The sequence below is a fragment of the Marinomonas spartinae genome (genome assembly GCF_016461715.1).
GTDB lineage: Bacteria > Pseudomonadota > Gammaproteobacteria > Pseudomonadales > Marinomonadaceae > Marinomonas > Marinomonas spartinae_A.
Genome location: NZ_JAEMUI010000006.1, coordinates 1 through 12,048 on the forward strand (window position 1 = coordinate 1; position 12,048 = coordinate 12,048).

Annotated in this window: 8 protein-coding genes; 3 read left to right on the forward strand and 5 right to left on the reverse strand. The window is 43.1% G+C overall.

Going from position 1 to position 12,048, the window contains the following annotated elements; genetic code table 11:
* The first annotated feature begins 238 nt into the window (after nucleotides 1-238).
* Nucleotides 239-1,834 (forward strand): APC family permease, encoded by a 1,596-nt coding sequence (locus JHD45_RS07615; protein WP_199475922.1) that lies wholly within the window; start codon nucleotides 239-241, stop codon nucleotides 1,832-1,834.
* 172 nt (nucleotides 1,835-2,006) lie between these two features.
* Here JHD45_RS07615 and JHD45_RS07620 read toward each other — a convergent pair whose 3' ends face one another.
* Nucleotides 2,007-2,690 (reverse strand): mobilization protein, encoded by a 684-nt coding sequence (locus tag JHD45_RS07620; protein WP_199475923.1) that lies wholly within the window; start codon nucleotides 2,688-2,690, stop codon nucleotides 2,007-2,009.
* Between the two features lie 223 nt (nucleotides 2,691-2,913).
* Nucleotides 2,914-3,786, reverse strand: coding sequence for a 4-hydroxy-tetrahydrodipicolinate synthase (dapA, locus tag JHD45_RS07625; protein WP_199475924.1), 873 nt, complete (start codon nucleotides 3,784-3,786; stop codon nucleotides 2,914-2,916).
* Nucleotides 3,787-4,221: 435 nt separating this feature from the next.
* On the opposite strand from dapA, the gene JHD45_RS07630 reads away from it, so the two are divergent.
* Together JHD45_RS07630 and JHD45_RS07635 are read left to right on the forward strand one after the other, a co-directional pair.
* Nucleotides 4,222-6,846: a bifunctional diguanylate cyclase/phosphodiesterase gene (locus JHD45_RS07630; protein ID WP_199475925.1), complete on the forward strand. Its 2,625-nt coding sequence runs from the start codon at nucleotides 4,222-4,224 to the stop codon at nucleotides 6,844-6,846.
* A gap of 59 nt (nucleotides 6,847-6,905) precedes the next feature.
* Nucleotides 6,906-7,517, forward strand: coding sequence for a LysE family translocator (locus tag JHD45_RS07635; RefSeq protein ID WP_199475926.1), 612 nt, complete (start codon nucleotides 6,906-6,908; stop codon nucleotides 7,515-7,517).
* A gap of 82 nt (nucleotides 7,518-7,599) precedes the next feature.
* Here JHD45_RS07635 and JHD45_RS07640 read toward each other — a convergent pair whose 3' ends face one another.
* The 3 genes from JHD45_RS07640 to JHD45_RS07650 form a co-directional block, all read right to left on the reverse strand.
* On the reverse strand, nucleotides 7,600-8,532 hold the full coding sequence (locus JHD45_RS07640) for an exopolyphosphatase (RefSeq protein ID WP_199475927.1): 933 nt from the start codon (nucleotides 8,530-8,532) through the stop codon (nucleotides 7,600-7,602).
* Nucleotides 8,533-8,667: 135 nt separating this feature from the next.
* Complete coding sequence (locus JHD45_RS07645; RefSeq protein WP_199475928.1) at nucleotides 8,668-11,280, reverse strand: GDSL-type esterase/lipase family protein; 2,613 nt, start codon at nucleotides 11,278-11,280, stop codon at nucleotides 8,668-8,670.
* A 25-nt stretch (nucleotides 11,281-11,305) separates the two neighbouring features.
* A complete protein-coding gene (locus JHD45_RS07650; RefSeq protein WP_199475929.1) occupies nucleotides 11,306-11,914 on the reverse strand; it encodes a flavin reductase family protein in 609 nt (202 codons plus the stop codon).
* Nucleotides 11,915-12,048 lie beyond the last annotated feature (134 nt).

Sequence of the window (12,048 nt, forward strand, 5' to 3'; positions counted from 1 at the left end):
TGTTTTTGTTAAACAATTTTTTTATTCGTCATCGCTTACCTTGGCGGTTTTTTGCTAATTTGCCTCCAGTATGGTTTCACTGTCTTAAATCAATAAGGCTATCCTTTTCAAATAGTTGACACATTTTAGGAAAATAGTGATAAATCAGTACTTAATTATTTAAAGAAAGAAGCATCTTTAAGTAAAAATAATAATATAGTTCACTTTTCCAACCTTTTGCTTTCGTAGGGGAACAGCTATGTCTGATGGTAAGCTTAAGAAAAAATTAGGATTGTTAGATTTAACGCTACTCGGGATCGGTTCTATGATCGGTTCCGGTTGGCTTTATGCCGCACTAAGAAGCTCCGGTTTTGCTGGAGCGTGGTCTGGCTACGCCTGGGCGTTAGGTGCCATTATGGTACTGTTTATTGGTTTGGTGTTTGCCGAATTAGGGGCAAGTGTGCCACGTGCTGGTGGATTTGTTCGTTATCCAAATTTCACGCATGGTAATCTTGTTGGTTTTGTTATTGGTATCAGTGCGTTATTGGCTTATACCAGTACAGCTGGTGTTGAAGTGGAGGCGGTTCGTCAATATGCCATGTATTGGTGGCCTGCGTTAGGTCAGTCTGACGGCAGTCCGACGGATCTTGGCTTCATTATGCAAATCCTCTTATTGGTATTTTTCTTCGCATTAAACTATTGGAGTGTGAATGTTTTCGGGCGTATCAATACGATTGTTACGGCGATTAAATTCATTGTTCCTGTGGTGGCTATCGTCACCTTTTTTGGTTACTTCAAAAGTGCGAACTTGCAGGTTCCTGCAACCCACCCAGGTGGAATTCACGGTGTGTTTGCGTCGTTAACAGGGGCTGGGATTGTTTTCGCCTACCTTGGTTTTCGCCAAGCAGTGGACTTTGCTGGTGAGGCGAAGAACCCACAGCGAAATATTCCGATTGCCATTATGTTGGCGTTAGGAGCCAGTTTTGTTATCTATATTCTGTTGCAATTCTCTTTTATGGGAGCCGTGCCATCAGATTTATTGAAAGCACATGGTTGGCATGGTCTTGCTAATGTCTTCAATTCGCCTTACGCGGATTTGGCTCGCTCACTAGGACTTGCTTGGTTGATTAACTTAATTCTTGTGGATGCGGTTATTTCACCTGCGGGCACTGGGAATATTTATTTGGCGGGCGCAAGTCGTATCTTGTTTGCTTGGGCAAAAAATGGTCGTCTGTTTAAGTCACTGGGTAAGGTGGATAAGAAGTCTGGTGTGCCTCGTGGCGCATTATGGTTGTCTTTGATTCTAGCCATTGCTTGGACGCTACCTTCTGAATTCCAAGTCTGGGGCGGTCTGATTGCAGCGGTTACATCGGCTAACGTATTAACTTATATGCCTGGTCCTGTCAGTGCGGCGGTTTTCCGTAAGCGTCTTCCTAATTTGAAGCGTCCGTTTGTGTTACCTGCCTTCGCAATTATCAGTCCGCTGGCCTTCATCGCAAGTACTTTGTTGATTTACTGGAGTAGCTGGGGAGTCAATGAATTGCTATTGCCTGTGTTGATGATAGCGTGGGTGGGGTATGCTTTATTTGCCAAGAACGATCAAGGTCAAGGTGATGTTAAGCGTGCCGTTTGGTTGCTTGCTTATTATGTTGCTCTTTTCATCTTATCCTATGTCGGTAGTTTCGGTGGTAAAGACTATATTAGTTCGCCCGTGGATATCATCATTCTCGTGATAATTTCTCTGGTCACCTATTTCTGGGGTATCGCCTCTAGTTATGAAACCCCCGTTATTCCTGATGAAGATGATGAGCATCAGGTTGAGTACCATGAAGAGGCCGAAGCAAAAACGGCTTAACATGATAGTGTAAGTATTCGCTATTATTAGCGTTCAAGCGCCTCTCTGACACAGATACTGTGTTAGAGAGGCGTTTTTATGAATCCCATAAAAAAGCCAAGGCCCTGACTCATAAGAGGAATTAGCCTTGGCTTGATGAATATTGCTTTACTCTGCTTTAACGATAAAAAGCTTAACCGAGCTGATTTAGTTGTTCATAAGTATTACGCAACCAGACTTTCATGCGCTGGCGTTCGGCAATATTCATGATGCTACGGTCATTGGCGACAGCCCAGAAACTGCTGTTATTAAAGTCGATCTTCTGTGTTAATTTAGTTTGTAGCTTGGGGAGCTCAATGATCAAGGCATCGCGTTCTACCGCCTTTTTATAGGTGTCAGACTTTTGGAAACGAGAGAAGTCATTACCTCGACCATAGTTTTGGACGATGACAAAGTCTACCGATTCTTGTGGGTAGCGCTCTAGGAGCTGATCAAGTAAGGTAATGGTATCGACGCCATCGTCCATGACATGCCAAAGACAGACTTGGTAGCCCATTTCATCAAGTAGACCAAAAACATCGGTTTCTTCTATCCACTTTCCTAGCGGCTCGGCTGTTTGGGCCGCCAAGTCGACAATTAAATCACGCTCCGGGTATTCTTCGATAGAGGCGAGCATACCATCTAGGCTGTCCTCTTCACCCACAATAATGGGAGAAGCGAAATCACTGTAAAAACGGGAAAAAGTAGCATGAGAGGCATCACAGTCAAAACCTAGAAAAGGTTTCTCATTATCAATATAAAATTGTGCTAATACTCGAGCCGTCATGGATTTACCCACACCGCCTTTTTCACCACCAACAAAATGTACTTTAGCCATTGATATCTCCCTATGACTGGAGGTTTAAGTGTTTTGAGTGATTGTGTCTTTTTCTTTTGTGCCAGTGCAGAGACAAAAGAAAAAAGGATGATCTAGAGCCTCTACTGTAGCAATAAAACATGACAAATAATTATTTTTATCTGAAAAGACAAGCCAATTATTAAAACGATTGGCTTGTCTTTCCATCAAGTTATTTGGCAGATGGTTTAAAAATAAATAAAACTTATAATAAACCTAGTGATTCCATGGCTTGGCGGATCGCCGATTTACTACTGTCTTGTAATGCGGTAATCGGCAGACGGCACTCTTCGGTACATAACCCAAGCAATGACATAGCGTACTTAGCGCCTGCGGGATTGGGTTCCAGAAATAATGCACTGTGAAGGGCAAACAGCTTGTCTTGTAGATGCATAGCATCGGTGAATTTACCTTCCGCGCAGAGCTGCTGCAGCTCGACAATTTGTTTTGGCGCAACGTTGGACGAAACCGAAATACAGCCATTTCCTCCGCCAACGTTGTAGGCGACGCTGTTAACATCATCGCCACTTAAGAAGCAAAAAGGTTTATGGATGAGCGCGCGTTCACGAATAGGACGCGTGAGGTCGCCAGTGGAGTCTTTGACACCAATAATGCGAGGCAATTCGGCTAACTGGGCGAGCGTATTAACCTCTACGCCGACAATACTTCTCGGTGGAATGTTATAGATGATGATCGGGAGTTGGCTGTTGTCATGGACATGTTTGTAATGTTGATACAAGCCCGCTTGATTTGGACGATTGTAGTAACCTGCAACATGTAACGTGGCATCGGCGCCTGCTCGGTAGGCATAGTCTGAATAGATAACCGCTTCCACCGGATTATTAGAGCCTGCTCCCGCGAGGATGGGCACCGCTTTATTGGTTTCTTCGGCTGTGATCTCTATGACACGTTTATGTTCTGCTTCGCTTAGGGTGGGAGATTCTCCTGTGGTACCGACAGGAACTAATCCATTGATACCTTGGTCTATTTGCCAGCGGACAATATTTCGCAATGCGACTTCATCAAGTTGTCCGTCACGAAAAGGGGTGATTAATGCGGTGATGGCACCGTGAAACATACTATTACCTCAATGATTGTTACTTGTATTTTGACTAAAGTAACCGGAGGCTTGTCGCTGAGGAGTGCATAGGCCCGTCAGCGATGAAGCTGCCGGGGAAAAGTTTTCTTAAATCCGCACGCCAGCGACACAAGATGGTTTCACCTTACGTTTATCGCCGTTGCGTTTTTTTGCTGGAGTTAAGAACAAAAATATCATGTTATGAATCTATCTCTATTAATGCCGTTCTATGCTGACTGTTTTATTTATAAAGGTCAATAGTCAAAAAGCGCTTAAACTTGTTAGTAATTCCATTGGCAATCGGTTAATATTCGTCCAAGCTATTAAATAGTATGGCCTTGTTACTATTATTCCCAAATAAAAAACCTTCCGACTTCCATGGAGCCAAATACTCAAAAAGTGTGTCTGGTCGGTGGGTAATTGTGTGAGAAAACTATGCTGGATATGCTTCAAACACTGATGGAACGACATTTGAAAGGGCGCGAATTAGATTCTGATACAGCTTCTTTCATTGAAGAAATTTCTCAATCAATGCAGCAGCAACAACAGCATATACAGTTATTAGAACGTTCTTTAGAGCTTGCTTCCAACGAGTTGTATCAAGGTCGCGATTACCTTCATATGAGTCAAGAACTGTTTGATGCAACCTTTCACGCCGCAAAAGACGCCATGCTTATTATTGTGCAGAACGATGAAAATTGTATTCGCTATAATCAATTATTTGCCAGCATGTGGCGTTTGCCAGCTTCTTACGGTTATGAAATTACACCATCCAGCTTGCAACAATTCATGCGGCCAGCGTTTGATGATCTTGATACTTTCCAACACATCTTTAATGCCATAATTCATCATGACCAAGACACGGTTGGTGAAATCCAACTAAAAGATGGCCGTTATATAGAATATGAATGTCGTATCAGCGAGCAGCTTGGTAATCATATTGGCCGTTTATGGACGATGACGGATATTACCGAGCGTAAGCTTGATAAAAAAGCGCTAGAAGCTTCTGCTCACGATTTGAGATTAGCCCATCGGTTAGCGAAAATGGGCGCGTGGACATACGATATCGATCGTCAAGAGTTTCGATTGTCTGCAGAATTATTGACCTTGCTTGACATATCATGTGATAAGACGCGAATCTCTGCTAATACGTTTTTCAGCTTAGTACCTCCTCAAGATAAAGTTAAGATCATGCAGCTTTTTAGTGATGCTGCATCCAATAAGCAGTCTTTTAAAATCGAGACAACCTTTTATTTAACGGATGAAGAAGAACGCCATGTTGTGATTCGTGGGGGGTTTAAGCAGAGTGACTCTTGCACTTGTTTATTGGGAGTGTTGCAGGATGTCTCCGATAGTTACCATACTTCTGAACGGATAAAATTGTCGTCACGCTTCTTTCAGTCATCTTTGCAGGGTAATATTCTGTTGGATCGTCAGCGTAATATCGTTGATTTTAATGATGTTGCCTGTGAGATTTTCCACTTAGAACGTAGTGAGTTTGCTTCAGGCATTATGTCGCGCTTAAGCTGTGCTTGGACGGCCAGTATGTCTATTTCAGGCATGTGGAGTTATGTTATAGAGCACGGTAGTTGGTCAGGAGAGGTGTATTTTTCAAGCTCAGACCTATCAGACAAAATATTATGGTTGTCGCTTGAAGCGTACAAAAACAGCCATGGCAAAATTGTTAACTTTATCGCGATTGTTAACGACATTACAGAATCAAAAAAGACGCAAGAAAAACTTCATCAGATTGCGTATTTTGATTCCCAAACTAGGCTACCTAACCGACTACAGTTTGAGCGTTTTTTAAGCCAAAAATTGCGTTCAATGGCTTTTACGAAAGAACCCTTAGTTCTTATTTATCTGGACCTAGATCGTTTTAAATATGTGAATGATTCGTTAGGTCATCATGCTGGTGATGCTTTATTAACCTTGGTTGGTGAGCGGCTTCGTGAAAGCATTCCTGATGCGTTGATGATTGCTCGTCAAGGGGGGGATGAGTTCGTATTAATCCTGTCAGGGCATTTGAATTATGATGGAATTGCCCAACGTTGCGAGAAAATTGTCATTGCCCTGTCTAGTGTTTTTATGATCGACAATAACCCAGTCTATGTCGGTGCCAGTTTGGGAGTTGTCGAGTTGCCCAAGCATACTTCTGATATGGTGACTGCCATGCGTTATGCTGATATCTCTTTGTATAAGGCGAAAAGTGCCGGTAAAGGGTGCTACCGTTTCTGGCAAAGTGAGTATCTGACGGACGTGACACCGGAAAGAATGCGTTTGGAGTCTGAGCTTCGCAAGGGAATTGAAAATGGAGAGTTAGAGCTCCATTATCAGCCGAAAGTAGAGGCGGAGACAGGACAGCACTGTGGACTAGAGGCCCTAGTACGATGGCAGCATCCGAGATTGGGGCTGCTTTATCCTAATCAATTCATTTCCATTGCCGAAGAAACCAATTTGATTATCGAGTTGGATCGATGGGTAATTCGTGCAGTCGCGCATCAACAGGCCGAATGGCGAGCAGCAGGTTTTGAATTGTTACCTGTTTCGATTAATGTCTCTGCCACTCATGCGAGCCGTCATGAATTGGTTACGCTGTTTGCTGACATATTAGCAAAGTATCCATACCTTGCGAATTATATTGAAATTGAACTGACCGAAACCGCCATTATGGCGAACCCAGATCAAGCAACGTTGTCTTTAAACAGTTTATTGGAAATGGGGGTAAAATCCTCGGTAGATGACTTTGGCTCTGGCTACACATCGCTTGGCTATTTAAAGAAATTGAATGCTAATACCTTAAAAATAGACCGCAGCTTTATCAATGGCATTACCACGGATTTCTATGATCGCGATGTGGCCAAAGCCATCATCGCTTTGGCTAATAGCATGTCAATGGAAGTGGTGGCGGAAGGCATTGAAACCAAGGCACAATGGGATTTATTGCGTGAATTTGGTTGTCAGTATTTACAAGGGTTTTATTTTTCCAGGCCACTGACGGTCGCTTGCATGACGCATATTTTGAAACATCGATTGCAAGAATCTCACGTTCTATCATAGGGTTGACCCCTTTCTCCTTCATATGCTGTGTTATCTGATAAAGGATAAATAATAACAATATGGATACTGCTACTTTTTTTTCCCTTGCGGCAATTTGTGTAATGGGAGCGATTTCTCCTGGCCCAAGTCTGGCGGTTATTCTTAGAGTGACACTTTCCCAATCCTCCTATCATGGTGCGGTTGCCGCACTTGCCCATGGTTTTGGTATAGGTTTATGGGCGTTATTCACCATGCAAGGTTTGGCCATTTTAATGATTCATTACCCCTCTGCTTTTCATGTGATGGCGATGTTGGGTGGTTTATATCTTGCTTGGCTAGGGATTAAGGCTTTGCGCTTTGCCGGCCAAGGCAGTCAAGAGCAGCATGATGTATCAAGTGTATCCTACTGGCAATCGGCGCGTGATGGATTGGCCATTGCTTTGATGAATCCAAAAGCCGCGTTATTTTTTCTCGCTTTGTTCAGCCAATATATTAATAGCAATATGGGGGCGGCGTTAAAAATGCAGCTTTGGGGGATGGTGTTCGCCATTGATACGGTTTGGTATTTATTAGTCGCCTTGTTGTTGGCAGGAGGCCCTCTATTGCGTTGGCTAAAACGCAATAGAGTTTGGGTAGACCGTATGATGGGGTGTTTATTAATTGGCTTGGGGTTAAGCGTCTTTTTACGCTAGCCCCTTAGCATGCTTTTGGGCGAGTAAGAGGCTAAGCATTTTAGAAAGAGCCCTTATGATAAGGAGTTATTCACCTCTTTCCTTAACCATCTTGATTAATGGATTCAATCAATTCGCCCAGTACTCGTTCTGCTTGATCATTTGTTACCTGACAAGTACCAGCGTTTAAGTGACCGCCACCACCATAGCGTAAACATAATTCGCCAATATTTGTTTGCGAAGATCGATCGAGAATCGATTTACCGACCGCAAAGACCGTATTTTGCTTTTTAAGTCCCCACATTTTATGGATTGAAATATTGCATTCAGGGAATAGGGCATAGATAACAAAGCGATTAGTGGCGTATATTAAATCTTCATTTATCAGATCCAACACTACAAGGTTCTCGTAGACAGTTGAACACCGCTGAATTTGTTTTTTAGCCAGTTCGTTATGTTCGTGGTAAATCGTGACTCTTTCTTGGACATCTTCTAAGGCAAGAATCTCATCGATCGAGTGGTTACGACAATAGTCGATCAATTTCATCATCAGTTGATAGTTTGAAATGCGAAAGTTCCGAAAACGTCCTAAGCCTGTTCGGGCATCCATAATGAAGTTTAACAAAACCCAACGTTTAGGATCGAGGATGTCTTCCTTGGAAAACTGAGCTGAGTCACTTTTATCGACAGCTTCCATCATTTCATTGGAGATATTGAGAAATTTACGGCTTCCACCGTAGTAATCATAGACAACACGGGCAGCAGAAGGTGCCTCAGGGTCGATAATATGGCTTTTGATGTTGCCCTTATTGCGAACGGTTTCGCTCAAATGATGGTCGAAGGCGATGTGACAGCCTGGGACATATGGGAGGTTGGTTGTGATGTCTTTGGGGCCGATATCAATTTTGCCATCTTGCATATCTTTGGGATGCACAAACAAAATATCATCGATGATATCAAGATATTTCAGTAAAACAGCACAGACCAATCCATCGAAGTCACTTCTTGTTACTAGGCGAAATTTATTATCAGTCATGTTTCATTACATCCATTCAAAATACAATACATACGACGAGTCACAGAGTGTGAAATGTCTACCAATGTGCCACCCAATAATGATAGAGAGATGACAATGCATTCTGCCTCTATCATTGTTGGTATCCGAATGCCATTAAGGAAAGATAAACTCTTCTAGCTCTAATAAGCTTTTTAACCAAATAGCATAGCCTTTTTTGTTTAAGTGCAGTTTGTCTCCTTCAAACAGGTTGTCCTTAATGGCGCCATTTTTATCTATTAGACCGGAAAATAAATCGATATATTGTGTATTGGGTCGGGTTTGGGCTAAACGTTCAATTTGAAGATTAGCTGCTTCGATGGTTTTTCGCATGCTTGATCGTGCTGGACTGCATTTTATGCTGATTAAGGTCACAGGAATACCGGGTAGGTGCTGATCAATTTTCTGCAAAAGATCGATGTAGAGTTCAATGACTTTATTGCTGTCCTTATGATTGCCAATGTCGTTGTCACCAGCATAAACGACTAAAGAACGTGGATTATAGGGTAGTACAATGCGCTCAAAGTAATACACACAAGCTTCGAGGGTGGCGCCACCAAAACCAAGATTGATTGCATCTTTATGGGCTAACTTGTCATCAATGTCTTCCCATAAACGCATAGTGGAAGAGCCATAAAAGGCAACTGGACGTTCTTTGCTGTGGCGGCTGGCGAGACGGAATTCTAGTTCACGGACATCGGATTCAAACTCTACGTCCAGCTGATTTAAACTCATGACATTTGAGCGGTAGCCATTTCGGCCACTTAATATAGGGTACTGTCGAATCTCACGAGCCAGCTCAACCGCTTCGGCCACATAGCCACGATACTCTTCCTGATAGTCGACTAAGAAAGTCTGCAAGGCGCTAGGGTCGTCTGAATCCACTCGATCAGACAGTTTAAAGGCCGGTTTGATGATAACGGTATAGAGATTATGATCCGCCCTTTGGTCGAAGTTGACCGCGACAATGGGAACGATCCAGGGTTCATCTTGTTCCATCGAGCGGGCCAGTTCGAATGCATAAGGCAGGAATTTACCTGGTGAGTCTTGTGTCGAGTAACTCATACCTTCTGGCGAGATCATCAGTGGAAAATTTTGACGCAGGGTCTCTTGAGACTCTTTGATAAAAGCATCGTGTTCTGCCGGGTTCTTACCTAAGTTTTCCCAACTACTCACAAAAATATTACCAAAGCGTTCGTAGTAGTCATCACGCCAATATTCACTTTCAGCGCTGCGGCGAACAACTCGTTGCCCGGAAATGCCATACTCTTTATCGATGATCATGGCGCTGATGAATTGCGCATCGACTGAGAAACGAAAGCCATTAGGCAGACGATTGGTTTGCGAGCCTAAAAGGTGATTGTAGATAAAAAGGCTACCTGCTTTTTTGGGTAAGTTCTCCAGTCCTTTAATGACGTAGGGAACTTGTTTAAAAGCCTGCTTAAATTGCTCAGTACCGAATCGTCTCGCATCAAGTGCGGGTGTTTCTTTAGGGAGGCTATTAATGGTGTCGTAGGTTGTTTGCAAATGACGATAAAAGGCATTTTCCCGTTGTAAGTCTTTTAGTATGTCTAAACACATGCCTGAAATAGTGCGTTCTAGGGGCGCGCCAAAGTGAAGACATTTATACAGCACACCAAACGCTTCGTCTGTGGTGATCACGCTTTTCAGTAATTCGGCCACTTTGTAAAGAGGTGAACTGACGGGAAGAATGGCCGTATTTTGCTCTATGACATTATTAACCGCTAACGCTTCATCATTCGATATTTGTGATAAATAGCGCATACGGGCAGAGAGCAAATGCGTACCAACCAACCAAATTAGCCGATATCGATATTTGATGGCAAATTTTGGTGATTCCTCAAACAAGGTTGCTAATGCCTCTTTTGGAATGTACAAAATGCTGCTATCCCGTGATGAGATAATAGAGGCTCGATTACGTAATCGGCTATTTGGTGTGCACCAAGATAAGACAGTACCCGCGCGAGAAAGAGAGCGTGTAGTAATGAGTTCACCACTGTCAGTCTGGTAGCTCATAATTGCTTTGCCTTTCACCAGAAAATATAGCCCATCGGGGGCTTGATCCTGTTGGCTGATAATATCACCTTGATGGGCAAGAATGATGGAGGCGTGTTTTGCTAAGGCATGTATTTCCGCTTGGGTGAAGGTTTGACAGAACTGAGCATAATTGAGTAATTCGATGGAATCTTTTAATGACTGTACTTGGGTATCTGGGTTCAACAGTGGCCGAGTGGTTTCAAATGCCAGAGACTCGTTGGAAAAGAAGGGGCGAGTCTGGTTTTGAATGGTCGTTAGAACAGGTAATGACTCTTCATAAACAAACTGCAAAAAATGATTAGCAAAGTCTGTATTCGCGTCTAGGTATTTTTGCAACTCAACAATTGGCCAAGCAAGCAAGCTCGTTGACTTGGTCGCAGTAAAGGTTGTGGCATAACGAGAAGGCTGACGAAATGCTGACCAACCAATAGGGGCAAATAAACTATTAATTAGCCCCACATTATAGGCTTTTCCTTGTTCCCGTAGGGGAATAGAGATGGCGATTTCACCGTCCAGTAAAAAGTATAGATATTGACCAATTTCAAACTGTTTCGCGAGTATTTCACCTGCATCGAGTGTTCTGACGCTGACTAATTCTACTAATGACTGACGCAATTCGTCGTCCACGTCTTCCATAAATGGAAGGGTATTTACGTGTTTTATCACATCCATTTTATTACCTCGATTCTGTATGCCCTTAATTGGGGCGTTTGATCGTCAGTGTTTTTCCAAGAACGGCATAATCACTTCCACCCAGTCGGCTAATTGGGTTGAGTTGTGCGTTATTAATAATGTTTCGGTCCCCTTCTTGCTTGATGATGTCATCATCTACGTGCAACTTGAGTATCTCTAGGTAGCACGCACTAAAGGGAGAGTCTCCAACGTTATGCAACTCGAATAAACGACAATACATGGCTACTTTGGCTTCTTTTAAACGTGGTAACGATGGTGCGAAAGACGTTAGGCTCAACGCTGCATTCTCCAGTTCAGATACACCGTATTCCAAAGTGGCAGCGCTATCATTGACCGCATGAATCTGTTCCAAGCTTGGAATATGCAAGACACATTCCTGTTCGCGGATGAGATTGCGCTTGGTGTCTTTCTGTACACTATCGGATTTGTTGCCGATGGACACAACCAGTAAAGCAGGATCAGGAGAAATAACGGAGAAAAAAGAAAAGGGGGCCAAGTTATAAGTTGTGTTGTCATTCTTGGTCAGAATCCACGCAATGGGTCTGGGAGTGACGGTCTGTGTCATGAGATGGTAACGGTCTAATGGATTCGTTTGCTGAAAATCAAAAATCATATGATTACCTGTTGATGACGTTGAAAAGGCTTAAGAAAGAGTGGAAGACGTTTTCCACGCCTCGTAGTCTGCATGGGCTCATAGAACTAGAACAATGCAGGCGCTATTGTCGAGACAAGTAAGCTGTCTGTGTC